Origin of the sequence: Prosthecobacter dejongeii (genome assembly GCF_014203045.1) — a bacterium.
Classification (GTDB): domain Bacteria; phylum Verrucomicrobiota; class Verrucomicrobiia; order Verrucomicrobiales; family Verrucomicrobiaceae; genus Prosthecobacter; species Prosthecobacter dejongeii.
Genome location: NZ_JACHIF010000003.1, coordinates 465,454 through 491,868, shown reverse-complemented (window position 1 = coordinate 491,868; position 26,415 = coordinate 465,454). Strand labels below are relative to the sequence as shown.

Sequence of the window (26,415 nt, the reverse complement as noted above, 5' to 3'; positions counted from 1 at the left end):
CCCACTCCATGAATCGCATTGACCGCCTCACGGGCATGATCCTGCTGCTGCAAAGCCACCGCGTCATCACGGCGGAGCAGATTGCTGAACATTATGAGATGAGCGTGCGCACAGTGTATCGAGACCTTGCGGCACTGGGAGAAGCTGGGGTGCCCATCGTGGCAGAAGCAGGAGTGGGCTACAGCCTCATGCGCGGTTATCACATGCCTCCGGTGATGTTCACGGAGCATGAAGCCAGCGCCCTCTTCATGAGCGGTGAAGTAACAGAGCAAGTGGCGGATGATTCCCTGCGCGGTGCCCTGAGGTCGGCCCTGCTCAAGATCCGGGCGGTCCTGCCGAAAGAGCGTCAAGACCAACTGAATCGGCTCAAGAATGCCGTGGGTGTTTGGCTCTCCTCACCGCGCAAGGACGAGGAGCAGCGCTCCATCATGCCTCTGCAACATGCGGTGATTCAACGCCGCTGTGTAAGCCTGGCGTACAATGCAGGAGGACGCGGGGATATCACCAGCCGCACGGTGGAGCCTCTAGGGATGATGTTTTATGCACGGGAATGGCACCTCATCGCCTACTGCCGTCTGCGCAGTGAATTTCGCGACTTCCGGTTAGACCGAATCGTGCGCTGGGAAGTCCTGACCGAAGGTTTTCAAGGGCACGAAGGCTTTTCAGTGAAGACCTTTCTGGCTGAAAATCTGGATGCGCACGAAATCGTACCGACCACCGTTCTTTTCGGCCCCGCCATCATGGATCGAGTTCGTCGTGAGATGCCCTGCACCTGTGCCCCAGAGCAAGTGCAGCCCGATGGACGGACGCGGATCGAACTGCTTGCCTGGTCTCAGGAATGGCTGATCGGCTGGCTCATGAGCCTGGGCCCGCAGGCAGTGGTGGAGCATCCGCCCGCGATGCGGCAACGGATGCGTGAAGCGGCGTTGCAGATGGCAGCCCTTCATGCCTGAAGTTTTTTCAGTCTTTCGAAATCACTGCTGACATAGGGTTGTCAGTCCCCCCTGCTTTCATGCGTGTGTCCTGCATCAACAGCAGGCATGAACTTCAATCCTATACACACACCATGAAAAACAACGCCATCAACTGGTTCGAAATCTTTGTCACCGACCTCAGCCGCGCACGCACTTTTTACGAAACCATTCTGAACGCCAAGCTCCAAGATTCCGGCATGGATTGCTGCGAAATGGCCATCTTTCCCTATGACAACATGCAGGGCATCGGCGGTGCCCTGACCAAAATGGAAGGCTGCAACCCAGGCCCCGGTGGCTCCATGGTTTACCTCAATGTCGAGGGCGATCTGGATGCCGTCCTTTCCCGCATCCCAGTGGCCGGAGGCAAAGTGATCCGCGACCGTTTTGCCATCCCACCTCACGGTTTCATCGGCATCCTTGAGGACACCGAAGGCAATGTGGTGGGACTGCACAGCATGGTCTGAGGATATTTAGCGGCCTGAGGTATCTGACTTCAGGCCGCACAAATTCTTATGAAGCCCGTTGGCCCATGGCGACTAGTTTTTGCTCCCCTTCACTCCACGTCACCTCATGAGGCAGGCGCTTTGACTTGGCGGCCAGAGCGGCCACCACGCCTGCTCCTTCGCCCATGCCCACGGCATTGCCGGTCACTCGGTAGCTGGAATGCGAAATGAAGTCACCACTGATGCAGCGCCCTGCCATCATGAGGCCGTCCACATCGGCAGCGATCATGGCGCGCAGGGGAATGTCATAGGGCTTCACTTTGATTTTGGTAGCATGAATGGGGGCCTTCTTGTTGTGATCTGCCGTGGTGGCATGGACATCCACGCTAAAGGTGGCCCGGGTGACACCATCTTCATGGCGGGCACCCACGACCAAGTCGTCCTGCTTTACCACATAACGACCCACAATTCGGCGGCCATCGCGCACGCCGATCTGTTCCGCCGTGGCCACGATTTGAAGCCCCTCCCATGCGCCCCCGAGGCTGCGCAGTCCGTTGATCATTTTGTGCATCTCCGCGCGAGCCCGCACGGTCGCTGCGGTGATCTCCGCAGCATCCCAGGGTTTGATGCCATACTCATGATTAAACATGGCAAACACGAGATTGCCGTGAACATGCCAGAGTGTGGCCCCTGCATACGAAGGGAAATGCCCGGTGCTAGCGATGGTGTCCTTGATGAGCTTTTTCTTGTCCGCATCTTTATTCTCACCGGGCTTCGGCACGCCAAAGCGGACAAACTCACGCAGTTGCTCGACATCCTTCACCATCAGCAGTGCATTCAGCGACATGGGCTGGCAGGGACACTCTTTGGCCTCCCCGATTTCAAATTGGCAACCGGCCTGCGCGCCCAGGTCACCATCGCCCGTGGCATCAATGAAAACGGGGGCGGTCCAGGCCTGGCGGCCAGATTTTGACTCTGTCACAATCGTGGTTAAGCGGCGACCTTCTTTAAATGCAGCGGCCACGCGCGTGTGAAGTTGGAATTTCACGCCCGCCTCGACACAAAGCTCCTCCAGCAACTGCTTCAAAGCCTCAGGATCATAACAAAACCGGGAAGTGCTGGTGGAGTTTGCCCGGGCTCCTCGCGCATCCAGTTGATCTCGCAGTTCCTTAGCGAAACCAGGTTTGTTAAAGTCGAGAAAATACCCCAGCAACCCCGCTGTCCACACACCGCCCAGGCAGCCACGCCATTCAAACAAACGCACCCGCGCCCCTGCACGGGCAGCAGTGATGGCAGCGGTGACTCCCGCGGGCCCCGCACCACAAACGATGACATCCGCATCCTGCACCAGAGGTAGTTCGTGCGCGGGCTCCTGGAAAACGCCCGGCTTGGCATCCACCTCCTCTGCGGCCAGTGTCAGCCCAGTCGGCAGGATGGCACCCGAGAGGGCAGCACGAAGAAAGGCGCGACGTTTAAAATCGGAGGAGGAATTGAGGTCAGACATGGCAGGATATGACAAACGCTGCCATGCACCTCCGTTTTACCAAAGGTTTTCCCATTTGGCAGCCCCAGCATTCCCTGTGTAGAAATGCAACACACCCACCGTGCCCGCTTACTTCGACCACAACGCCACCACGCCCCTGTCTCCTGCGGCCCGCGCGGCCTGGCTACGTGCCAGCGATCAACATTGGCACAATGCCTCCAGTCTTTATCGTGAGGCGGGCCTCACCAGTCAGGCCCTGGAAGCAGCGCGGGAGCAATTCGCCGATCTCCTGGGCGTGGAACCTGAGCGCGTGGTCTTCACCTCCGGCGCGACCGAGTCTAACAATACGTTGTTTGCCGGGCTTTCGAAATGCCTGCCTGCGGATGGGGTCGTGGCCATTTCTGCCATTGAGCACCCCAGCGTTCGTGAAGCCGCGCGCGCCTGGCTGGGGCGAGGGCGCGTGATCGAAATTCCCGTGAATGACCAAGGTGTGGTCCAACCAGAAGTGTTGCAAGGCATTCTCCAGCAGCATTCCCCTGCCCTGGTCTCCCTCATGGCGGCCAACAATGAAAGCGGCGTGCTGCAGCCCTGGGAGGAACTGCTGAAAATCTGCCGCGAATCCGGTGCACGTTTCCACAGCGATGCTGCGCAATGGATCGGCAAGCAGCCTGCCGACCAGCTCGGCACTTGCGACTACCTCACCGGCAGCGCTCATAAATTTGGTGGGCCTAAAGGCATCGGCTTTCTCATCCTGGCCGATGCCGAAGAGAGCTTCCCCCTCCTGCACGGCGGCCCCCAGGAAAATAGCCGCCGGGCTGGGACCGAAAACTATCCCGCCATCGCCGCCATGGTAGCAGCCCTGGAATCCGCGACTGAAAACATCGAAGCCGCTCAAGAGACTCAAAGACAGCACCGGAATGCCTTCGAAGTCGAGATGGAAAGCACCTTTCCCGGATTGCGCGTGATTTCGGAAAAAGCCCCTCGCCTCAGCAACACATCGTTGTTGGTGATGCCGCGACATGACAATCTCAAATGGCTCACCCGACTCACCCGGCGCGGTTTTGCCATCTCCACCGGCTCCGCTTGTAGCTCCGGCAAAGAGGGATCCTCCGTCGTCGTCCAGGCGCTCGGGGCCAGTTGGGAGGAGCTGAAGCGAGTCGTTCGGATCAGCAGCGGTCCCGACACCTCGGCGGAGGACTGGCAATCTCTCGCCGTAGGCTTTGCAGAAGTGGGTGCGGAGCTGGATGCAGGTGGCAGGCCCAAGTGACGCAGGCACTCTTGCCTGCACATTATGGAGCATTAAATCTCGAATGACCCGGCCTAACGAGCGATGAACATAATGGCATAAGTAAGGTACCAAACGAAAGTGGACCATCAGGAAGATGGCCCACTCGGAGTCGCAGGGCTGGTCAGGACCAAGGATGTTGCGATATTCGGAGACCTGCAGGCAAGAGTGCCTGCATCACCTCACGCCGCGTTGACCAACAGGTCCTTCGCAGCTTTCTCGATGCCTGGAAGAAGTTCATCAGGCAGCTCGGTGAGCAAAGGCAGGACAGGGCCGGTTTTAGCGATGCCAGCGAGGGCAACAGCGTGATGAAGGACTAAGATCGGACTATGGGCATTGCGCTGATCTTCCAATGGCAGGAAGATCTCGCGAATCTGCTCCGCGCGATCGTAGTCCTTAGCGTCAATGGCACGAAGGAGGTCCATGCTCAGGCGAGGGGCGACGCAGACGCAGCCTGCGGTGAAGCCCGTGATGCCGAAATCGCGCAGGTGAATGATGGCAGGCTGCTCGCCAATACCGCTGACGATGAGGTCCGGGTTCACCAGGGAGACCAGCTTGGTAAGGTAGAGGTCATCGGCCGGGTTCGGCTTCACCACGGCGTATTTAATCCAGGAAATGAGGCCGTCATTGACGAGCTCTGCCGCATGCTCGGGGGTGATGTAGGATTCATCCTTGATGTAGAGCACCAACTTCATGCCCGCTTTTTCCACCAGATGACGGATGGCCGTGGCCACACCCGCAGGCTTGGAAGGGAAAAGCGTCGGCAGCAGCATGGCTGTCGGGAATTTGTGATCCTTCAGGATGGCTGCCTGGTCCATCGCGGTGCCGTACATCGGCCCGATGCTGGGCACCATCCAGAGATCGTCTGGGGCCAGATCTGCGAGTATGGTCAGCAGCGCATCGTATTCGGAGATGGCGATGTTGTAGAGATTCGCATTGCCACCATAAAGCAGGGTGCGGATGCCACCCGCATACATGTGATCGATCAGCTTTTTGTTCTCCTCACGGCTGAGGCTGAGGTCCGCATTCCGGCACAGCGGCGGGACGGCGATGACGGAGCTGCGGAGGTCGGCGGTGGTGACAGGCGTGGTCTTCATGAAGTGTCGCGCAGGAAAGAGGTGGCAGGCGAGAGGTCAACTAGAATCACCCGAGGTTGCAGAATCGCTGATTCTGACGCATGAACAGGGATTCATATGGCCAAAAAACCCGTTGTACTGATTATCCGTGATGGCTGGGGCATCAATCCCGGCGGCAAAGCGCAAGCTGAAGCCAATGGCGATGCCACCCTGCTGGCACGCACGCCGTTTCACGATCACCTCTACGCCACCTACCCACGCGGCACCGTGAGCGCCAGTGGTGAAGATGTGGGCCTGCCAGATGGCCAGATGGGCAACAGCGAAGTGGGCCACCTGAATCTGGGTGCCGGGCGCGTGGTTTACCAGGACCTCACCCGCATCAATAAAAGCATCCGCGAAGGTGAGCTAGCTACAATGCCAGCTCTCGTGGAGGCTTTTGACAAAGCCAAAGGCAAACGCCTGCACTTCCTGGGTCTGGTCAGTGATGGCGGTGTGCATTCCCACCAGGAGCACCTTGTGGCCCTCTGCAATGCCGCTAAAATGGCAGGTGTGGAGGACATCATGGTCCATGCCATCACCGATGGCCGCGATACCGACCCGAAAGGCGGCGCTGCCTACGTGGCCAAGCTGGAAACGGACCTCACCTTCAGCGGGGCCAAGATCGCCACCGTCATCGGCCGTTATTATGCCATGGATCGCGATACCCGTTGGGACCGCAACAAGCTGGCTTGGGACGCCATTGTTCTGGGCCGGGGTGAAAAGCGCACCGATGCGCCCCACACCGCCATTCGTGCCGCTTACGATCTGGACCCACGCGGCGACGAGTTCCTACTGCCGATGATTTTCTCCAACGCCGATGAGCAGCGCATTCGCGATGGGGACGTCATCGTCTGGTTCAACTTCCGTGCTGACCGCGCCCGCCAGCTCAGCGACGCCTTTTTGAAGACAGGGTTTGAAGGCTTTGACCGGGAAGTCCACCCGCTGGTCAAATATTACACCCTCACCGAGTACGATGCTACTTACTACGCCCTGGGCTGCCGAGTCATCTTTGATCCTGAAAGCCTGAGCAATAACCTAGGCCAGATCATTTCCGCCGCCGGGCTTACCCAGCTACGTGCCGCTGAAACGGAGAAGTATCCGCATGTGACTTTCTTCTTCAACAGCGGGGTGGAAGAGCCGAATCCTGGCGAGGACCGCTATCTGGCCATCAGCCCAAAGGAGGTGCCCACCTACGACAAAAAACCGCAGATGAGCGCCCCAGACCTCACCTTTGAAGTCCTGCGCCGTCTGGAAAACTACGATGCCGTGATCATGAACTTTGCCAACCCAGACATGGTGGGCCACACTGGCGTGGTGCCTGCCGGGATTCACGCCTGCGAGACGATTGACTTCGGCGTGGAGCTCATTGTCAAAAAGGTGCTAGAACTGGGTGGCAAACTCTTCATCACTGCCGACCACGGCAACTGCGAACTCATGCGCAATCCTGATGGCAGCCCGAACACGGCCCACACCACCAACCTCGTCCATGGCATCTACGTGGCCGCGGATGCCGCCGATTACACCGTAAAAAACGGCAGGCTGGCTGACATTGCTCCGACTCTGCTGGACATGCTAGGTGTAGCACAACCTGCGGAAATGACCGGAGAAAGCTTGATCGTCCGCAAGTAATCTGCCCTACATTCCTCCCTCCTTTTCCGTCTTTAGCAGGGAAAAGGGGGGCAAGAGGGTCTGGAAAGACCGAATCAGCTCCTGTTCCTGTTTTTTTGACACTCCTTCTTGCACGCCTTGCCCAGTGAAAATGGGCAAGAGTTCGGGCATGGCAGCAATCTTCGGCGTCTGAAAGCTTGCAGTTTCGCCACATGCCCCTAGCTTTGCCCTTCCCTACGTCTCTTTTCAAACGAACACATGCGTTTCCGTAATCTTACCCGCCGCCGCGAGATCGGGGCCAACTGCTACCTTCTCGAGTCCGGCAAAAATCGAGTCGTCCTGGACGCCGGGATGCACCCGAAAGAGGTGGGTTTTAATGCTCTGCCAGACTTTGGCGCCTTGCCGCATGAAACGGCGGACAGCATTCTCATCACTCACGCTCACCACGACCACATCGGCGCGCTGCCGGTGCTGATGCGCAAGCAGCCGAAGACGCCTGTGTTCATGACGGAACCGACTGGGGAAATCACCAGCGCCATGCTGCATAACTCGGTGAATGTGATGACCTCTCAGCGTGAGGAGCAGAGCATCCATGAGTATCCCCTTTTCACCCACCGTGAATTGGATGAAAACCGCGCCCAGTATGTGTATCGCGATCTGGAGCGCCCTTTTGAGCTGCCCAATAGCGAGCTCATGGCCAGCTTTCACGATGCGGGCCACATCATGGGCTCTGCTGGCATCATGATCCGCCAAAATGGCAGCAGCCTGTTCTACACGGGCGATGTGAATTTTGAGAACCAGACCATCTCACGCGCCGCCGATTTCCCGACTGAAGGCATTGATGTCCTGGTGGTGGAAACCACCCGTGGCACCTATGAGCGGCCTGCCGACTACTCCCGCAAGGGTGAAAAAGAGCGTCTCGCTGCGCTGATCCGCGATACTTTTGATGCCAATGGCTCGGTCCTCATCCCGGTCTTTGCTCTGGGCAAGACCCAGGAAGTGATGCTGATGCTGCATGAACTGCGTGAGGAAGGCCTCATTCCTGAAATGCCCCTGCGCATCGGCGGTCTCGGCACCAAGGTGACAGTGCTTTACGATCACTACGCAGACCGTGTGCGGCGCAACTACCCCGGCTTCCGCCTGCTGGAAGATGTGAGCATGCTGGTACCCCCACGTCGCAAACGCGGCCCAGGACGCCCACAAATTGATTACCAGCCGCGCACCATTTATGCCCTCTCCAGCGGCATGATGACCGAAGGCACAACTTCGAATTCCTTCGCCAGCAAGTTCATTGATAACCCGCGTAACGCTGTCGCCTTCGTGGGTTACACAGATCCCCTTTCCCCAGGTTATCGTCTGCGCACGGCCAAGGCGGGAGAGAAGATCAAACTTTCCCCAGACCTGCCTGCGGTCGAGCTACACGCTCGCATCGAAAGCTTCGACCTCAGCGCTCACGCCACTCGCGAACAAATCGCTGAATACGTGGAGAAAGTGAAGCCGAAGAAGCTGCTCATGGTTCACGGTGAAGAACCCTCGCAAGCCTGGTTCAGCGCTCGCTTTGCCGAGACTCTCAACCGTGACACCGAAATCATCCGGCCCGAGACTCATTCGCCGATTGATCTCTGGTAATGCCCTTCGTAGCCGCCCGCGCCAGCCAGGGGGCTGAACGAAGGCTCAGCTTTCGTCTCCCAAACCCACCTCCTGGCGGACGCTATCACATGGGGCAGGAGTCTATTTGACTTCGGACGGTTTGCCAGCACTTTCTCCGCTGGGCAACCGCCCTTTTTCCCATGCCTCTTCTTGACCGTCTGGAACGTGTCTTCTTCTGGCTCTCTGGAGCTTCCGCCGACCACCTCGATAGCTGCCCAGCCTGGGAGCGACGAAAGTATGTGGCCTTTGGTGCCACGGTGCTGGTGCCCTGCACCTTTGCCACCATCGCCTGCGCGTATGCGCTATCCACGTTAACAAACAATGGGTTCGTCATCGCGGCGGTGTCGCTAGTTTGGGCTTTCATCATCCTGACGGTGGACCGCGCCCTGCTGGCCACCTACCGTGCGTACCAAAACATCTTCCGCAAGCTCTCGCAGTTCAGTCTGCGCATCGTGGTGGCGGCACTCATGGGCATCACGATTTCGCACCCGCTGACGTTGCTGCTTTTCAAGGATACCATCACCTCGGTGGTGGAAAAGGAACGGCAGCAGGAGATCGAAGCGGCACGCAAACAAGCTGCTGATCAAAAGGCGCTGGTAGAGGCGCGAGTGAAACCGCTTGAGGAGCAGATCGTCAAACAGCGTGAGGCCTGGAACGCAAGCTTCACGGCAGCCTTTCTCGATGAAAATGGCAAGCCCGTGGAGAAGCCTCTGACGGATGATGAGAAGAAGGCCAAGGCGGAGCGCGAAACAAAAATCGCCGAAGCAGTGGCACCCGGCAAACTGCGCCTGGAAGCTCTAGACAAAGAGATGGCTAAGCTGAGTGCGGACTACCAAAAGATCGCCGCCGAACTGAACCAGTGGCAGACGGATTTCGAGCGTGAGGTCAATGGCCAGCGCAGCGGCATTGTGGGCCTGGGGCCACGTGCGAAGAGCATCCAGGAAGACCAACTCACCTGGCGGCGGGCGGAGTCAGCTAGGCTCAGTGGGCTGCTGGACACGCTGACAAAAAACCGTGTGGCTCTGGTAGCGGAAATCAAAGCGGCAGAAGATGGCGTGAATGCGGCGCTGGATACCCAGGCGGAGGAGGCGGCAGCAAAGCTTAAGGCTGAGGAGAATCGCATCGCCGGACTGCGCCAGCAGGTGCAGCAGCAGCAGGCGGATGCCTTTGTGGGCCAGCAAAACTCGATCCGTGAGACGCTGAAGGTGCAGATTGATACTTTGTTAGGCCAGCTCAGTGCGCTGCATGTCGAAATCGCCCAACTGGCGAAAGATGAGGAGGCCCGCATAGCAGGCATTCGTGCCGAGCCACGTCGCGACATCCTCACGCAAACGCTGGCTCTGCATAACTTGTTTGAAAACGGGGCGGAAGGTGGTCGCTTCGCTTTTATCGCCTACATGGTACTTTCAGCCCTGTTCATGCTGGTGGATACGATCCCGCTGGTGGTGAAGTTCTTTTCCAAAGCCGGGCCTTATGACTCCCTGGTGGACTGTGATGAGGTGAAGTATGCCCGTGAACGCATGGCCTTCTTGAAAAGCTTTGACCGCTACATGAAGCAACTGACGGAGAGCCCGTTTTTGCACATCACGCAAAATCGCCCTCTGGAGCGCGCGCTCATTGAGGGCGTGGATCGCAGCCGTGCGGCGAAGGCTTTCCTGGAGCACCTCATGGACCTGGAGCAGGCGTTTCAGGAAAAGGTACGTCTGGAGCGCGAGCGCATGGCCGCTGGTGGGGTGGCGGGCAAGGCCGAAATGCTGGAAGAAATGGCCGCGACTTTTTACGCGGATCTTCGCGAACGCATGGAATCGTTCTTCCGTGACGATGGCCGCCGCACACCCGTGACCGGACGGGCCTGAGTCCTTCCCTTTTTCAGCCGTCTTCCTGACTTCTCTCCAACTCGGAGAGAAGGATGTCGTATCGTTTTTCTAGACTGGACTCCATGAGCAGGCTGCGTTGAGCTGCGCTGCGCCTGACAAAGTGGTAGGAGAGGATATCGCAGACCATTTCTGGGCAATCAATCTTCAGAAGGGCCGCACGCAGATTTCTCATGGATTCACCCGCGCAGGCAGTGGCATCTGGCAGGAGGTCGAGTGACCGATCTTTCAGCTCGTTGATGTAGTCGGCCTCTGTCTCGATGATGGTATCCAGAGGTTTGACATTGGCGATTACAAAGGGTTTCTCCTGTTGCCAACTGTCGAAACGGATACGCTTCACTCCCTGAAGCATGACGTGAGAGGTGCCATCTTCTTGTTTTTTACACGCGCGGATGAGGCCTGCGGTGCTGACGGGAAGGAGATCGTAGCCGCCGTCGTCGTTTTTCACTCGAGTACCGATGCAGAACATACGATCCGTCTTCAGGGCATGGGCCAACATGAGACGATATCTTTCTTCAAAGATGAACAAAGGCAGAAGACAGCCGGGAAACAAATAACAGTCTCCTAGCACCATGACCGGCATGGTATCCGGCAGGGAAAAGGAAGAGTGAGACTGGCTTGAGGGGTCCATAAACAGCGATGATGCGTGAGAGTTACGCACCAAAGCGCTGCTTGGCGCAAACTGTCTTCTCGAGAAAAAAATGAGGGACCCGGAGCAAATGGCCCGAGTCCCTCAGAATGAGCAAATGCCCGCCTAGCGTTGATTAAAGACCACCCTGGCGCCGGGGTTCAGATCCTGGGCGAGATTCGCTCTCGGGTGGATTCGGCGCGCGACGACTAGGGGCCACATTTTCACTGCCGCGAATTTCCTCCAGCATGCGGAGTTTTTCCTGCATGGGTGCGGGGATGGTGCGGCGCTCCTCTTCGTTGTTCAGGTTCCAGCTTTGCTCCTGGCCATCCTTCGGCTTGGCCGTGAAGATGGTGCGGTCACGCTCCTTTCGCAGGCTGTAGATGCCACTGTCATCACTGCGGGTGACATTGGCGGTCTCGCGTTGTTCGAAAGTCTGGGTACGGCGTTCGCCATCGCGAGCATTGCGGGAGTGACCGCGATCTCCATCCCTGGAGGGGCCATTGCCGTCTCGACGATCTGAGTCGCGGTGCCCAGGTCCACTCCAGGAGGGAGCAGGTGGGACGGGCCCTTTATTGCCATCCCGGCCCCATTCGCGCATGCGCTCCTGATATTCACGCATTTGGTTCTGGTACCGCTCCATGGATTCACGCATCTCATTCATCATCTCGGGGCTGCCGCGGCCACCGCCGAAATACGTGCCTCCAAAAGGCTGGAAGTAACCGTCTCCACGCCGAGGTTCGTCCCGACGCGTGGGCATCATCCGCTCTGCGATGGTGACGATGACCTGCTTTTCACTGCCGCCAGAAATGACGGTGAGAGGCACGGCATCGCCCTTCTTTTTGCTACGAACAAGAGTCTGCAACTGCTCCATATTGACGAGTTTTTGGTCTTCAAAACGGATGAGAATATCATCCACCTGAAGCCCAGCAGCCTTGGCCGGAGTGTCTGGCATCACTTCCTCCACCAGAAGGCCAAACCCCTCGGCCAGACCAAAGTGGGAACGCAGCTCCCGAGTCACATTGCCAGTGAGAACGCCGATGAAAGGGGTGGGCTTTTCATCTTCTGCGCGGGGATTCGGCGACCGCTCGAGATCTGGCGGGGTGGGGCGACGAGAAGGCGGGGCCTCTGCAGATTTAGGGGCCGACTCAGGGGCAGGTGCGGGTGGTGAATCTTGAGCACGCAGGGGCGCATTCAGCAGGGCTAGCAGGCCCGCCATGGCGGTGATGATGGCGTAGGTAGGTTTCATGGTTGGGGGTGTTTTGAGTTTTGGAAAAGTTACTGGAAGGAGACCGGCAGGACCACGCTGTCCTCACGGGGCATTTCTAGAGTGATGTGCGCCCCGTCCCGAGGATCAATCCAGGCGTGACGTTCCATGGATACCAGCTTCACGTGCTGCTCAGGTAGGCGAGAGTCTTCATTATACTGGATGCCTTCATCTTGAGCGCCGACGACTTCACGAATGGTGCTGATAGGCATCACCGTGGGGGGTGAAATGGCGGCGTAGGTGGGCTGTGCGGTCGTGGCCCCGGTGCTGGGCAGAGCACTCATCACCGCCACGGCAGCGGCTGCGCCTAGGGAAGACCAAAGGACGGGGGTAAACCATTTTTGACGTGGGCTTTTCACGGGCGCGCGCATCCACTGGCTGTCCAGTTCCAGCTCATGCTCGACCTGGCGAGTGAGGGCTGCGGAAGGTCCACGCGGCTGTAGGCCTGTGAGTAGAGATTCTATTTCATGTTCGTTCATGTCAGGGCCTCCTGAGTGGGGGTGAAGGGAAAGACATTGGTCAGGGGTGGGGCAGCGGGCTGGATCACCAGATCTTCACGCCGCGGTGAAAGGCGTTTTTCCAGAGCCTGGAGCGCATAACGATAGCGCCCCGAGACGGTGTTGATGGACTCGCCTGTCGTCTGGGCGATCTCGGCAAAGGTAAGCCCGCCCCAGAGTTTCAGAGAGATGACTTCGCGCTGGTCTTCAGGCAGGGTTTGCAGGGCCTCCTGCACGATGGCAGCGGTCTCGCGCTGCTCCGGGCTGGTATCAAAAACGGGGGCATCTCCCATGGGCAAGGCCACCTCTGAGGCGGACTCACGTTTCGCCCGGCGGGTATCGCTGCGGCGCTGGTCCAGAGCGATGGTGCGGACAGCGGCATACAGCAGAGGGATGTGCTCGGCATTGCCCTCAGGAAAGCGGCGCCACCAGCGCACGAAGGCCATCTGCACCACGTCTTCCGCATCTGCCCGGGTAGGACAGAGCTGGACGGCGTAGAGCAACAGCTTCGGCGCGACTTGGTCGAAGCAGTATTTCCAGGCGGTGGTGGCGGCTTCCATGAGAGGGCGTGGCAGGTTTCCAGGGGCTTAACGTCACCCCTCCTTTGTTTTGTGTGCGAAAACCGCCTTTTTGCTGAATGATGGGCAATGACGGTAGGGCGAGCCTGCTTTTCCCCTTCCCCCTTGGGCCAGAATCCGCTACCCAGAGAGGCATGGCAGACGAGACTCCCCATTCATCGCACCCGACGGAACTGAAACAAACCATCGGCGGCTGGCAGATCCTCTTTTACGGTCTGGGCTCCATGCTGGGAGCGGGGATTTATGCCTTGATCGGACGCGCAGCCGAAACCCTGGGAAATGCGGTATGGCTGGCTTTCTTGATGGCCATGTTAGCGGCCCTGCTCACGGGCCTGTCTTATGCCTGTGTGGGCAGCCGGTATGCGCGCGCAGGGGGAGCGGCGTATGTGACCCAGCGCTCGCTACGCAAACCGTGGCTCAGTTATGTGGTCGGCATCGCCGTGATGATGAGCGGGCTCACGAGCATGGCCACGGGATCCCAGGCCATTGCGGAAAATTTAGCCCGGGCTTTGAATGTGGAATTGCCCATCAAGCTGGTGGCCATCGGCCTCGTTTTTCTCGTCGGTTGCATCATCTATCGCGGTCTGCGTGAGAGCATGTGGGCAAACATCGTCTGCACCGTGGTGGAGGCATCGGGCTTGATCTTCATCATCGCCGTGGGTGTGCGCTACTGGGGCGGAGTGGACTACTTTGAAACAGCGAATGACACCGTAGCTGGTGGCTCAGGCTCTGGCATCACACTGACCATCATCATGCAGGGGGCGGTTCTCACCTTTTATTCGTTCATCGGTTTCGAGGACATTTTGAATGTGAGCGAGGAGGTGAAAAACCCGCGTCGCAATGTGCCCTTTGGCCTTGTGGGCGCGATGATCCTGGCGACTCTGATTTACATGGCGGTGGCCATCACAGCCGTTTCGGTGGTGCCATGGCGGGAACTGGCGGCCAGCAAGACACCGCTCATGGAGGTAGCGCACCGCGCGGCCCCGTGGTTTCAGGGCATAGACGGTGTGTATGTGGCCATCACCATTTTCGCCATCGGCAATACGGCCCTGCTCAATTACATCATGGGATCTCGCCTGCTTTATGGCATGAGCAAACAAGGTCTGCTGCCCGCGCTGCTGTCTCGCGTGCATCCCGTGCGACGCTCGCCCCATGTCGCCATTGCGGTGCTCTTTTTCATCGTCAGCGCGCTCATTTTGAGTGGCGGTGTGAAGCAATTGGCCGAGTCCACGGTGCTGCTGCTGCTGACGGTTTTCACCGTGGTGAATGTCTCCCTAGTGGTGCTGAAACTCCGCCCCGGTGAGGAAAAAGGCGGCTTTGAAATCCCCATCCTCATCCCGGCCTTGGGTGCCTTCGTCTGCGCGGCTCTCATCGCTGTGCGCTTGCAGGCGGCCTTCACGACCGGTGGAGAAGCCGAACGCACCGCCCCCATCATTGCCCTAGCCATCATCGGCACAAGTTTGCTCCTTTATCGAGTCTTGAAACCGAAGAACGTGGTGCCGCAGGTGGATCTTTAGTGCCGCTAAGCCGCACGTAGGCCGGATGTGTTCGGCGCGAAGAGTCCCACCAGAGCATCAATCCTATTCGCCGAACTATCCGGCTGGTTTCTGAAGGTGCGGGCGACGAGGAGAACTCCACCTTTCCCTGAAGCCGGATAGTTTGGCGATGGCGGCTAGCGGCTTTACGATCTTTTTTTCGCCAAACACATCCGGCCTACGAAAGGGCCGCGAGGAGATTCCTTCTTACTTGTGTTAAATCGGTCGAACAAAATTCGAGGTGTTCCCATCCAAGAGGATAGACATTCCTGGCACGACCAATGCTTGGAGGGTCTATCGAATCCAAAACCAAACATTATGATGAGGTTCCCTCGCCCCGGTTGCTGGTATCGTTTCACGTCTGCCGATTGGCAATTCATCCGAGATGCTTTAGCGCTCACACAGCGAGAGAAAGAGAGTCTCGTCTCACTGCTGGATGATCCGGACACTGTCCGCATGATCCTGGATCACCCCAAACTTTTTGAAGCGCTTCTGGTTAGTCGGCAGGCAGCGTTTCTTTCGCCAGAGTTGTTCTTTTATGTCACTGTGCGCCACACGCTGAAGCGGGTAGGGGTGGATGACCTGGAGGTGGCCGACTACATCGCCGCCGTCTGTGCAGACTTCGGCCTGCCAGCGACGGCCGCGCAGAATCTACCGGAGCGTAAGCTGGAAAGCCTCTACAGCATTGACTACATCACCGCCCTGGAAAGTGCGGGCAGTCATGAACGCTTCTTTATTCATGTGCAGTGCGCGAATCAATTTCTTGTACTCACCAGTTTGTACCCAGACTTCTTGCATCGCCGCGCGGAGAGACGGGGCGCGCCGGATCTGGAATTTTATGAGCAGGTAGTAGTGAGCCACCTGGAGGCCGCTGGCAAACACGCTTTAGCCGAAGAATTCGCTCTGGATGATACTCTGGCCCATGTGGCGCAGAGCTTCCCCCCCGCGCGCCGGGCCATGAATCACACGGTGCGTGAATACCTCAGCCTAGGCGCTTGACCTCTTGACCATGCCGCCTGTGCAGTAGAGCATGGGCGGCACGGATGAGCGACGCATCAACACCCCAGATCCTGGCCTGTTTAGGGCCCGAAGGCAGCTTTTCACACCTGCTCACGCAGATGCGTTTCCCGACAGCCCAGGTACAGCTCATGGCCAGCATTGGCGAGGTGTTTGACTTCATCCGCAGCCATGAAGAGGCCCTGGGCATCGTGCCCATCGAAAATTCTTCCGGCGGTTTCATCGTTGATACCGTGGATCGCCTGGTGGATGAACGCTGCGGCCTGAATATCTTGGAGGAACTGACCCTGGATGTAAAGCTGGCCCTCCTGGGCCGAAAAGGAGTGGAGGTCAAAACCATTCATTCTCACGCCATGCCTTTCTTTCACGGTGATGAGTGGCTGAAAGCCAATTACCCCGAGGCGAAACGCATCGTGGAAGCCAGTACGGCCAAAGCGGCTGAAAAGGCAGCCACATTGGAATGCGCAGCCGCTATCGGCCCCCGGCAAAATGCGGAGCGCCACGCGCTGGACATCCTGCATTTCCCCATCGCAGGAGAAGTGCCCAACATCACTCAATTCTTTTTGTTAGGCCACAAAGCCAACGCGGTTTCCACAGCCAATAACCGCACGGCTTTGGTGGTGGAGTTGCCAGATCGAGCAGGCAGCCTGTGCCGTTTCCTCACTCCGCTGAGCGACAGCGCCATCAACATGAAACGGCTGGAGTCCCGCCCCATCCGTGGCCAGCCTAACAAGTATCGTTTTTACATCGAGATCGAAGGTTCCCCTGCTGAATCCACCGTGCAGGCAGCCCTTGAGCAAACCCGGGCGGATGGTGCCGTCATCCGGAGTGTGGGTTCCTATCCTGCCGGGCGTCGGTTTGAATCTTGATGCCATCGGTTAGGCACGAAAACATGCCTACACAGTCCAGAAAGGTGCGAAGTCGTTGCGAAAATGGTCACCTTTCTGCGTTAATTCCATTCCCCCCATGCCACCCCTACCTTTGAAAAAATCCACGATGGCCTTGGCTGCGATGGGCCTTCTCGGCCTGCCAGCTCTAGCTTTGCACACTAAAAACGCTGGTCCGGCGAAAGTCGAAATCAAATTTAACCTGCCACCACCGCCGCCGCTTTCTCCCGAGGAAGCACTGAAGGCCTTCAAGATCGAAGAAGGATTCCGTATCGAACTGGTGGCCGCTGAACCCATGGTGGAGGCCCCCATCGCTATCAGCTTCGATGACCAGGGCCGGCTGTATGTGGTGGAGATGCGCGGCTACATGCGCGATGTTGAAGGCACGACCGAAAATGAACCCACGGGCCGCATCAAACTGCTGGAGGATACGGATGGCGACGGTCGCATGGACAAGGCCAGTGTTTTTGTGGATGAACTGGTGATGCCACGCTCCGTCATGGCCGTGAATGGTGGCGCCCTGGTGGCGGCCCCGCCTAACCTCTACTTCTGCAAAGACACAGATGGCGATGGCAAGGCAGATGTGAAAGACATCGTGGCAACGGATTACGGCACTGCGGGTGGCCAGCCCGAGCACATGGCAAACACACCCACCTGGGCCATGGACAATGCCATCTGGAGCGCGGGATACAGCAGCCGCTTCCGCCTGCGCGGGGGTGTGTGGCAGAAAGACACGGGTCTGGGCCGTGGCCAGTATGGCCTATGCCAGGACGACAAGGGTCGCCTCTACTTCAACTACAACTCCGACCTCCTGCGCTGCGATCTGCTGCCCACCGAGGCGTTTTCTCGCAATCCCCTGCTGCGCAATGCCACCAGTGTGAATGCCAAGGTCGTCACCGATCAAACCGTGTGGCCCACCCACCCGACGCCGGGTGTAAATCGCGGTTACGACCCCAAATCTCTGCGGGCGGATGGCACTCTGACCAAGGCCACTGCGACCTGTGGTGCGCTGATTTACCGAGGTGATGCCTTCCCGGCCTCGCACTACGGTAACGCCTTCATTCCTGAGCCTTCAGCAAACCTCATGAAGCGCATGATCGTCACGGAAAAAGACGGCGTCGTGACCGGAGTCAATGCCACTGAAAACAAGGAATTCCTGACCTCCACCGACGAACGCTTCCGCCCGGTGCAGGCCACGAATGCGCCAGATGGTGCAGTTTACGTGGTGGACATGTATCGGGGGATCATCCAGCACAGCAGCTTTCTCACCCATTACTTGGTCGCAAACATCGAGGCTCGTAAACTGGACCGCCCTTTTGATCAGGGCCGCATCTGGCGCATCGTGCCCATCAAGGAAACATCCGTGAAGTCCACCAAGATCCCTGCCACCACAGCAGAGCGCGTCGCCAGCCTGAGTCATGCAAATGGCTGGGTGCGTGATACCGCCCAGCGTCTGCTTGTCGAATCTGCCGATGTCAAAGCCGGTCCCGCACTCATAGAACTGGTGCAAGCTCCTACCGCCAAACCTCTGGCGCGCCTGCATGCGCTCTGGACGCTGGATGGCCTGGGCCTGCTGACGCCTGACCTGCTGCGCACGACGTTGAAGGATAAAGACCCCACCTTAAAAGCCACGGCGGTGCGCCTGGCGGGTCGTGATCTCGCTCCCGAAGTTCTGGCCATGACGACCGAGGCGGATACGCTGGTGCGCGCACAGCTTGCCATCAAGCTTTCCTCCTTCAACCTGCCCGATGCCGATGCCGCTTTGGCCAAACTGCTAGCCGCAGGTGCGGGTGAAAACTTACTGGTGCGTGAAGGTGCCATGACAGGGCTGCGGGGTCGTGAAGATGCTTTTGCCAAACTGGTGGCCCAGCAAGCAACCGCTGATAACAAAGCCAGTGTCTCACCTACTTTGGAAATGCTGGGCAGCTTCATCGCCATGGCCGGGAAAGCGCAGCCCTTTGAAGAAACACTGACACTCGCCGCCAGTCAGCCCAAGGGCAGTGCGGTGCAGGCGGCTCTCATCAAAGGCCTGTCCAATCCCAGCGGCGGCAACACCAAATCCGCCCCGAAACCCAAGCTGCTATGGCTGGACAAAGAGCCAGAATCTCTGGCCGTGCTGAAGAAATCCGTCACGGCTAAAACGGCGTCGGCCCAGTTTGCCAGCATCACTTCCCGCCTCGCTTGGGTGGGCAAACCCGGCGCACCACCTCCGCCAAAGATCGTTCCCCTGACAGCAGATCAGCAGGCTCGTTTTGAAAAGGGCAAAGTCATCTATGCGGGACTCTGCGCCGCCTGCCATCAGGCCCACGGTTTTGGCCTGGACGGTCTGGCCCCGCCGCTGGTGGATAGCGAGTGGGTGCTGGGTAAGCCGGATGTGGCTGCGCGCATCGTACTGCATGGCCTCGCGGGTCCGGTGAAAGTGAGCGGCCGCACCTGGAATTTGGCCATGCCACCCCTGCCCCACCTGACGGATGAAGATGTCTCCAGCGTTCTGACCTATCTGCGCCGCGAGTGGGAGCACAATGCCTCACCCGTGGAACCCAAAGACGTGGCCAAACTTCGCGCCCAATTCAAAGATCGCGTGGGCATGTGGACGGCGGAAGAACTGAATCCGCCGAAGAAATAGCCGCACCTCGGCGTTTGATCTTTTTCCTATGCCGCATTCCTCCCAAGGGGATGCGGCACCTTTTTGACCGCTCGCATTCACCATGAAATCCCTCTTCTTTCTCCCTCTGCTCGCCCTGACGGCCCAGGCCGCCACACCGGCATTCGACGACCCGAAACCGCAGCGTTACGACTTGACGAAACGCGCCAGTGAGATTGACCCACGGGCCAAGGAGTACCCGGCCATTGACTTCGTGTTTACAGATAAAAAAGGCAAACCGCAGGACCTGCAGCATGCCAATGTGGACACCCGGGTGAAACCGCAGGGCAAGCTCGTGATCTGGCTCATGGGTTACAGCGGACCGTTGTTCGAGCGTGTGAACAGCTACGGCCTGCACGCCATCCAGGTGCATTACGCCAACAAATGGTTTGGCCTCATTCCGGCCGCCCGGCGTGACGATGGCAAAAGTCTGGGCAACATGCGCCTGGAAGCCACAACAGGCCAGGACCACACGGACCTCGCCATCATTGAGCCCCAAGATGGCATGATGGAGCGCTCTTTTCAGTTTGTGAAATGGCTGGCCAAAGAAAATCCCCAGGGCAAGTGGGAGCAGTTTCTCAATGCGAAGGGAGACGGACTCGACTGGGATAAAGTGATCGTTTCAGGAGCTTCTCACGGAGCCACCAGTGCGGCTCGTTTTGCCAAGCAGCAGAAGGTGGATCGAGTGGTGTGCTTCTGTGGGCCGCGCGATAATCTGGACGAATGGCAGGGATACCCCTCAGCCACGCCTGCAAATCGCTACTTTGGCTTCAGCCACGTGCTGGATGGCGGCTGGACGGATGACCATTATTGCCGCTCCTGGGAAATGATGGGGCTGCATCAATTCGGCCCCTTGGTGGATGTGGACATCAGCGCGCCGCCGTATACGAACAGCCGCCGCTTGATTACGAATTTCGATGTTAAGGGCGATGCCAAACGCGCCCACAGTTCCGTCACCCCTGGTGGTGCAGCGGCGAAAGGGCCCGATGGCAAATTCCTGCATGAAGAGGTGTGGAAGTACCTTTTCAACCACCCCGTGGACGAGGTAGGCAGCGCCGTGCCGCAGGATGGGGACTGCGTGAAGGACCAGAAGAAGTAGAGGAAACAAGCGAGCCGTGGGGAGGGCGAGATGCGTTGGGCATCGGCCTTTCCAGCGTCTCTCCTGGACGCCATGGAGAGGGAAATGTCCTCGTTGGCAAAACCGGTGGTTCCCAGTGGCTTCGCCACCTCCACCACCGGCTACTTTCCAAGCTCCCTTCCGGGAGCCAAGGCGGGGATTGATCAACAGCAGTCCCACCCTCAGGCTATGCTCCCGCAGGGAACGTGGCAAACGCAGGCGTGCCTGGAACCGCAGGCTTTGCTCCTGGGGGCAGAGTTGAGGCTAGCCAATCGAAACTACGCCAAACCTTGCCGATATTTCCCGAATCGCGAGGCTTTGCTCCCGGAGGGAGCGTGGAGGGTAGCTGGTGGTGAATACTGCGGAGCAGGCGGGAACCACCGGATCGAAAAGGTCAAAACACCCCGATCTCACAGGCGTCCTGGAGGGACGCTGGAAGGGCCGAGGCACCTATTGCACCGCAGGGCTTTTCAGCAGGCGAGCCACGGCGCGGATCTGAGAGAGCTCCAGGCCTCGACGGCGCATCTGGCGTTCATTCCAATGAAGCACGAGGCTGCGACCGTAATTACGCATGGGTGCAAAGGGGGTGATCAAGATCTCCTTTTCATCCAGACCCCGCACGCCAATCTCTGGCAAGACTGCTGCACAGGCCCCCATCTCCACCAGTTGCCTAACCTGAAGCATAGAACCGCACTCGAACTGCGGACGAAAGTCCACGCCAGCCTCTGCCATGGCATTGCGCAAAGAGGTATCCATCTGGCCGCCATCGCGCCCGGCAGCAAAGGGGAGCGTCTGCCACAGACTGGGCTGGCTGGCATCACGAGTGCCCTTTTTCATTAGCTTTTTAGGAATGCAGAGAACGAAGCCGAGACGCATGAGTTTTTCCACTCGGGCATGGGGGCCCAAAGCATCTTGACGAACGACGGCGAAGTCCACCACCCCTTCATGGATGGCGGCGGCAAGGTTTCGACTGCGGTAGGGCACGACGCTGAGATTGGCCCCGCCGAGCAGTGTGGCGATCTGTGGTAACGCGGGCATGACCAGCCATTCCAGCACGCTGGCCCCGGTGCCAATGGTGAAGGATTTTGCCTGCCCAGATTGCTCACGGCGGAAGTCTTCCAAGTCCTGCAACTGTTCTTGGATCAAGGTGGCCAAACGCTCACCCGCAGGGGATAACGAGAGCGTCTTGCCCCGGCGACGAGTGAGCTCCGTGCCGAAGAACTGCTCGAGCTCGCGGATCTGCCGACTGATCTGGCTCTGCCGATTCGTGTCATAAGGAGCGGCTTTGGCGATGCTGCCCGCCTGGGCCATCTGCATGAAACTGCGCAGCCTATCCAGCGTGAGACCACCTTTGGAGAAGAGATTTTCAAACATGACTGTTGAGTCATGTATCCTGCAAATACCGATGTTTTTCAAGCTCAGCTCTGTGGCAGGGTGCGAGTGGAATGAAACAGCAAGCTTACGACCTTATCGGAGACATCCACGGCCAGCACGGTAAACTGGCAGCTCTCCTCCAGCACCTGGGCTATAAACCACAAGGGGATAGCCACCGCCACCCAGAAGGGCGGCAGGTGATCTTCCTGGGTGACTACATTGACCGTGGCCCGGCCATCCGCGAGGTGCTGCACACCGTGCGTGGCATGGTGGAGGGGGGCGATGCCCTGGCCATCATGGGCAATCACGAATACAACTGCATCTGTGCCCTCACGCCGAATGGACTGGGTGGTTTTCTTCGCAGTGAAAAGCAGAACCGCGGAGGGCAACTGGAGACCCTGGCGCAGTTTGAAAATCACCCGACCGAGTGGCAGGAGTGGCTGCTGTGGATGAAGCGCCTGCCCATGTTTTTAGACCTGGGCGGCCTGCGCGCTGTGCATGCCTGCTGGGATGGCAAGCGCCTGCCCCGACTGGCGGGAAAAAGCATCGAAGATCCAGACTTCCTCCTGGCCTGTGCCACGCGGGGCACACCGGAATTTCGTGCTGCTGAAAATGCGCTCAAAGGGCCGGAGCTTTCGATGCCTGCGGGACTGGTGTATCACGATAAAGAAAACATTCCCCGCCGCAGCGTGCGGGTCCGCTGGTGGGACATCCCAGAGACCGCGCGAGTCACCGCCCTGGCCATGCCGGAACCTTTTGATGCGGAAGGTGAGGCGGAAAGCTTTAACCTCAAGCGCATCCCACGCTACCTGCCGGAGGAACCGCCTGTTTTCTGCGGCCACTACTGGATGCCGCCGCACAAAGAAAAAGCACCGCTGGCTGACAACATCGCCTGTCTGGATTACAGCGCAGCGCGCGAAGGCCCGCTGGTGGCCTATCGTTGGGACGGTGAGCAAAAGCTCAGTGCCCAAAAATACCTCACGGCGACTCTTTAAATCCTCTCCCCAGCCTCTACGAATGCCTTTGATCCAACTCATCCGCCATGGTGAAAGCATCGCCAATTCTGGCGGCGTCTCCAAAACGCCAGCTTGCATCCCACTCAGCAAGCGCGGGGAAGACCAGGCGCTGGCATTAGTGGCGCAGTTCCTGCGGCCTCCAGATCTCATCGTCGTCTCACCCTACATCCGCACGCACCAGACGGCGGCTCCGTTGTGCGCCCGCTTTCCAGCAGTCCCCGTGGAGACCTGGCCCGTGCATGAATTCACCTACCTGAATGAAGTCCAGTATGCGAACACCACGGAGGACCAGCGCACGCCGGGAGCCCGTGCGTACTGGCAGCGCCGTGATCCTTCACATTGTGAAGGCGCAGGGGCGGAGAGTTTCGCCAGCTTCATGGCTCGTGTGGATGATTTGATCGAGCGCCTCACGACGCGGCATGAGCGCCACATCTGCATCTTCACCCACAGCTTTTTCATCAATGCCGTGCAGTGGCGCTGCCTGCACCCCGAGGCGGAAGTGGATGCCCACTTTATCGAGGGGTATCTAGACTTTCGACTCGCCAATCCCGTGGCCAATGCTGAAGCGGTGATTTATGCAGCCCCGAAAGCACATTCCCAATCGGTGTTGGTTTGAATTTAGCGGCTTGCATCGCAAGACCACCCCTGTCTGGTGACGTTCTCTCTTTCCGTTCCGACCATGATTACCAAACGCCGTCATCTCCTCCTTCTGGCCACCCTCGGTTTTACCTCCCTGGCCCAGGCTGCTGAAAATCCCTTCACGGGCCGCTGGGCGCTCACCCTCCAGGGTGATCGCGCTGGCTGGCTGGGCGTGGAGGAAAAGGGCGGTGCTCTTTCTTCCAGCATCCTCTGGGGTGGCGGCAGTGTGCTGCCGACCGATGGCACGAAGATCGAGGGTGACAACCTCGTCGTCACCCGCCTTTCCAATGCCAAGCGCAAGGATAAGGCAGGCAAAGAGATCACTGAAAAAGTGACCGAAACGCTCACCGTCACCGTTTCTGGCGATAGCCTCAAGGGCAACACCGTAAAGACTAAGGCCGATGGCAAACCCTTCGGCCAAGCCGAATTCACCGGCAAGCGCATCCCAGCCATCCCAGCGACACCCGATTTATCCAAGGTGAAGTTTGGCGAGCCGATCAACCTCTTCAATGGCAAGGACCTCAGCGGCTGGCGCTTGGTCAAGGAGGATGACCTCAATGGCTGGGGCGTCGAAGACGGAGCCCTGATCAACCGCGTGGTGAAAGAGCCCGGCAAACACTTCGGCAACCTGCGCACGGAGGCGGAATTTGAAGACTTCAATCTCAAGCTGGAAGTCCGCACCCAGGAAAACAGCAACAGCGGCATCTATCTGCGTGGCGTTTATGAAGTGCAGGTGATGGAAAGCTTTGGCCGTCCTCTCGACTCCCACCACATGGGTGCCCTATATAGCCGCATTACCCCCTCGGTAGCCGCAGAAAAAGCCATCGGCGAATGGCAGACCATGGACATTACCCTGGTGGACCGTCATCTGACGGTGATCCTCAATGGCAAAACCATCATTGATAACCAGCCTGTGCTCGGCTGCACCGGCGGTGCTCTGACCAGTGACGAATTCAAGCCCGGCCCCCTCTTTCTCCAGGGTGACCACACCAATGTGGATTTCCGCAACATGGTGCTGCGCCCGGTGGTGAAGTGAGACCGCACTGACCTTCCAGGCCCGCCCTCCACAGTGAGGGCGGGCTTTTTTGTGGGCAATGAGCCCCGCAGTTTCCTGCGAGAGATGCACCTGCCACTTGCGACCCCGACAAAGTCGCCTACTCTGCCCGCCCCTATGGCCCAGCAGTTCAAGATTCTCATCGCCGGTAATAACGACCCCATTTCGAGCAAAGGTATCGATCTCCTCAAAGCGGAGCCGTCCTTTTCCGTCGAGGTGAACATGGATCTCAAGGCGGAAGACGCCATGGTGGAAGCCTCCCGCGATGCCCACGCGATCATCGTCCGCAGCGGTGCCAAGGTCACCTCGAAGGTGCTGGACGCCGCTCCCCTGCTGAAAGTGGTGGGACGCGCCGGCGTGGGTGTGGATAACATTGACGTCCCAGTCGCCAGCAAGCGCGGCGTAGTGGTGATGAACACCCCAGGTGGCAACACCATCTCCACCGCAGAGCAGGCCTTCACCCTCATGATGGCCCTTTCCCGCAAGACGCCCCAGGCGCACGCGACCATCGTCAGCGGCAAGTGGGACCGCAAAAGCTTCCAGGGCACTGAAGTCTATGGCAAGACGCTCGTCGTCCTCGGCATGGGCCGTATCGGCGCAGAATTCGCCAAACGAGCCAAGGCTTTTGGCATGCGCGTGGTGGCGTATGACCCTTACCTTTCCAAAAACCGCGCTGAAAGTCTAGGTGTGGAGCTGTGTGAAGACCTGGATGCCGCCATCGTGCAGGCAGACTACATCACCATGCACATGCCGCTGACGCCGGAGACGAAGCACATGATCAATGCGAAGCGCCTAGCCTCTCTGAAGAAAAGCTGCCGCATCATCAACTGCGCCCGTGGTGGCCTGATTGACGACGCTGCCCTGGCTGCCGCCCTCACGGATGGCACTATCTCCGGCGCTGCGCTGGACGTCTTCGAGGTGGAACCCCCACCGGCTGACTACCCGCTGCTGAAGGCCCCGAACACGGTCTTCACCCCCCACCTCGGTGCCTCCACCGAAGAAGCCCAGGAAAACGTCGGCATCGAGATCGCTGAAGTCATCAAGGCCCACCTGCTGCAAGGCACCGTGGTGAACGCGGTGAACATGCCGAACGTGGACCCGAAGACCCTGGCTGACCTGGGGCCTTTCCTGAAGTTTGGCGAGCTCCTCGGCCGCCTGCTTTCCCAGTTCGCTCCGGCCCGCTCAAACGTCGTCAGCATCAGCTACAGCGGCAAAGTAGGGACCGGAGACACCACGCTCATCTCCCGTTCCGTGCTGAAAGGCTTCCTGGAGCGCGCCGTCGGCGCTGAGCAGGTGAACTACATCAACGCCAATGGCGTGGCGGAAGGCCTGGGCCTGCGCACCACCGAAAGCCGAGTGCCTGACGCGAGCGAGTTCACGGACCTCATCGAAGTCCAGGCCAGCAATGGCACGGAGACGGCCAGCATCGCCGGCACCTTCTTCGCTGGGGAGCCTCGCATCGTGAAGGTCAATGGCCGCCACATCGAGACGCGCCCAGAAGGCACCCTGCTGCTGATCGAAAACCAGGACCGCCCTGGCATGATCGCCGCCTACTCCACCATCTTGGGCAAGCACAAGATCAACATCGCCGACATGTCCCTGAGCCGGAACAAAGAAGGTGGCACCGCCCTGACCCTCCTGACCTTGGATTCGACCCCGAGCACGACCGTCATCAGCGAGTTGGAATCCATCGAAGGCATCAGCCGCGTGCATTGCGTGGTGGTCTAACT

Annotated in this window: 22 protein-coding genes; 15 read left to right on the top strand and 7 right to left on the bottom strand. The window is 58.7% G+C overall.

The features are described from left to right. Positions 1-8 precede the first annotated feature (8 nt). Both HNQ64_RS09930 and HNQ64_RS09925 read left to right on the top strand, forming a co-directional pair. A complete protein-coding gene (locus HNQ64_RS09930; RefSeq protein WP_184208022.1) occupies positions 9-953 on the top strand; it encodes a helix-turn-helix transcriptional regulator in 945 nt (314 codons plus the stop codon). A 113-nt stretch (positions 954-1,066) separates the two neighbouring features. Continuing rightward, positions 1,067-1,438 carry a VOC family protein gene (locus HNQ64_RS09925; protein ID WP_184208020.1) on the top strand — a complete coding sequence of 124 codons (372 nt, stop codon included), beginning with the start codon at positions 1,067-1,069 and terminating at the stop codon, positions 1,436-1,438. 46 nt (positions 1,439-1,484) lie between these two features. Here the strand turns inward: HNQ64_RS09925 and HNQ64_RS09920 are convergent, their stop codons facing one another. Further along, a complete protein-coding gene (locus HNQ64_RS09920; protein ID WP_184208018.1) occupies positions 1,485-2,921 on the bottom strand; it encodes an FAD-dependent oxidoreductase in 1,437 nt (478 codons plus the stop codon). Between the two features lie 100 nt (positions 2,922-3,021). Here HNQ64_RS09920 and HNQ64_RS09915 point away from each other — a divergent pair, with 100 nt between their 5' ends. After that, on the top strand, positions 3,022-4,167 hold the full coding sequence (locus tag HNQ64_RS09915; RefSeq protein ID WP_184208016.1) for an aminotransferase class V-fold PLP-dependent enzyme: 1,146 nt from the start codon (positions 3,022-3,024) through the stop codon (positions 4,165-4,167). A 200-nt stretch (positions 4,168-4,367) separates the two neighbouring features. Here HNQ64_RS09915 and HNQ64_RS09910 read toward each other — a convergent pair whose 3' ends face one another. Next, complete coding sequence (locus tag HNQ64_RS09910) at positions 4,368-5,282, bottom strand: dihydrodipicolinate synthase family protein (RefSeq protein WP_184208014.1); 915 nt, start codon at positions 5,280-5,282, stop codon at positions 4,368-4,370. Between the two features lie 96 nt (positions 5,283-5,378). Between HNQ64_RS09910 and gpmI the strand changes: the two genes are divergently transcribed. The 3 genes from gpmI to HNQ64_RS09895 all read left to right on the top strand — a co-directional run bounded on the left by gpmI (position 5,379) and on the right by HNQ64_RS09895 (position 10,414). After that, complete coding sequence (gene gpmI, locus HNQ64_RS09905; protein WP_184208012.1) at positions 5,379-6,929, top strand: 2,3-bisphosphoglycerate-independent phosphoglycerate mutase; 1,551 nt, start codon at positions 5,379-5,381, stop codon at positions 6,927-6,929. 237 nt (positions 6,930-7,166) lie between these two features. Further along, complete coding sequence (locus HNQ64_RS09900; RefSeq protein ID WP_184208010.1) at positions 7,167-8,537, top strand: MBL fold metallo-hydrolase; 1,371 nt, start codon at positions 7,167-7,169, stop codon at positions 8,535-8,537. A gap of 161 nt (positions 8,538-8,698) precedes the next feature. Further along, positions 8,699-10,414 carry a DUF4407 domain-containing protein gene (locus HNQ64_RS09895; protein ID WP_184208008.1) on the top strand — a complete coding sequence of 572 codons (1,716 nt, stop codon included), beginning with the start codon at positions 8,699-8,701 and terminating at the stop codon, positions 10,412-10,414. Between the two features lie 13 nt (positions 10,415-10,427). Here HNQ64_RS09895 and HNQ64_RS09890 read toward each other — a convergent pair whose 3' ends face one another. From HNQ64_RS09890 to HNQ64_RS09875, 4 genes are all read right to left on the bottom strand, one after another. Then, complete coding sequence (locus tag HNQ64_RS09890) at positions 10,428-11,063, bottom strand: LON peptidase substrate-binding domain-containing protein (protein WP_184208006.1); 636 nt, start codon at positions 11,061-11,063, stop codon at positions 10,428-10,430. A gap of 133 nt (positions 11,064-11,196) precedes the next feature. Further along, positions 11,197-12,309, bottom strand: a complete 1,113-nt coding sequence (locus tag HNQ64_RS09885) for a S1C family serine protease (protein ID WP_184208004.1) — start codon at positions 12,307-12,309, stop codon at positions 11,197-11,199. 29 nt (positions 12,310-12,338) lie between these two features. After that, entirely contained in the window at positions 12,339-12,806 is a 468-nt protein-coding gene (locus HNQ64_RS09880; RefSeq protein ID WP_184208002.1) for a hypothetical protein, read from the bottom strand. Further along, positions 12,803-13,384, bottom strand: a complete 582-nt coding sequence (locus HNQ64_RS09875; protein ID WP_184208000.1) for an RNA polymerase sigma factor — start codon at positions 13,382-13,384, stop codon at positions 12,803-12,805. The genes HNQ64_RS09880 and HNQ64_RS09875 overlap by 4 nt, the downstream gene beginning before the upstream one ends. A 152-nt stretch (positions 13,385-13,536) precedes the next feature. Here HNQ64_RS09875 and HNQ64_RS09870 point away from each other — a divergent pair, with 152 nt between their 5' ends. The 5 genes from HNQ64_RS09870 (at position 13,537) to HNQ64_RS09850 (ending at position 20,584) form a co-directional block, all read left to right on the top strand. Continuing rightward, complete coding sequence (locus HNQ64_RS09870) at positions 13,537-14,919, top strand: APC family permease (protein ID WP_184207998.1); 1,383 nt, start codon at positions 13,537-13,539, stop codon at positions 14,917-14,919. Positions 14,920-15,255: 336 nt separating this feature from the next. Further along, positions 15,256-15,936, top strand: a complete 681-nt coding sequence (locus HNQ64_RS09865) for a hypothetical protein (RefSeq protein WP_184207996.1) — start codon at positions 15,256-15,258, stop codon at positions 15,934-15,936. Positions 15,937-15,980: 44 nt separating this feature from the next. Beyond that, a complete protein-coding gene (locus HNQ64_RS09860; RefSeq protein ID WP_184207994.1) occupies positions 15,981-16,823 on the top strand; it encodes a prephenate dehydratase in 843 nt (280 codons plus the stop codon). 97 nt (positions 16,824-16,920) lie between these two features. Beyond that, a complete protein-coding gene (locus HNQ64_RS09855; RefSeq protein ID WP_184207992.1) occupies positions 16,921-19,467 on the top strand; it encodes a PVC-type heme-binding CxxCH protein in 2,547 nt (848 codons plus the stop codon). 82 nt (positions 19,468-19,549) lie between these two features. Further along, positions 19,550-20,584, top strand: a complete 1,035-nt coding sequence (locus HNQ64_RS09850) for a BPSS1187 family protein (RefSeq protein ID WP_184207990.1) — start codon at positions 19,550-19,552, stop codon at positions 20,582-20,584. Between the two features lie 468 nt (positions 20,585-21,052). Here the strand turns inward: HNQ64_RS09850 and HNQ64_RS09845 are convergent, their stop codons facing one another. After that, entirely contained in the window at positions 21,053-21,976 is a 924-nt protein-coding gene (locus tag HNQ64_RS09845; protein WP_184207988.1) for a LysR family transcriptional regulator, read from the bottom strand. A gap of 71 nt (positions 21,977-22,047) precedes the next feature. Between HNQ64_RS09845 and HNQ64_RS09840 the strand changes: the two genes are divergently transcribed. From HNQ64_RS09840 to serA, 4 genes are all read left to right on the top strand, one after another. Beyond that, positions 22,048-22,971, top strand: coding sequence for a metallophosphoesterase (locus HNQ64_RS09840; RefSeq protein WP_184207985.1), 924 nt, complete (start codon positions 22,048-22,050; stop codon positions 22,969-22,971). Positions 22,972-22,993: 22 nt separating this feature from the next. Beyond that, positions 22,994-23,608: a histidine phosphatase family protein gene (locus tag HNQ64_RS09835; protein ID WP_184207984.1), complete on the top strand. Its 615-nt coding sequence runs from the start codon at positions 22,994-22,996 to the stop codon at positions 23,606-23,608. Between the two features lie 63 nt (positions 23,609-23,671). Beyond that, a complete protein-coding gene (locus HNQ64_RS09830) occupies positions 23,672-24,667 on the top strand; it encodes a 3-keto-disaccharide hydrolase (protein ID WP_184207982.1) in 996 nt (331 codons plus the stop codon). An 84-nt stretch (positions 24,668-24,751) separates the two neighbouring features. Beyond that, positions 24,752-26,413 carry a phosphoglycerate dehydrogenase gene (serA, locus tag HNQ64_RS09825; protein ID WP_246431002.1) on the top strand — a complete coding sequence of 554 codons (1,662 nt, stop codon included), beginning with the start codon at positions 24,752-24,754 and terminating at the stop codon, positions 26,411-26,413. Positions 26,414-26,415 lie beyond the last annotated feature (2 nt).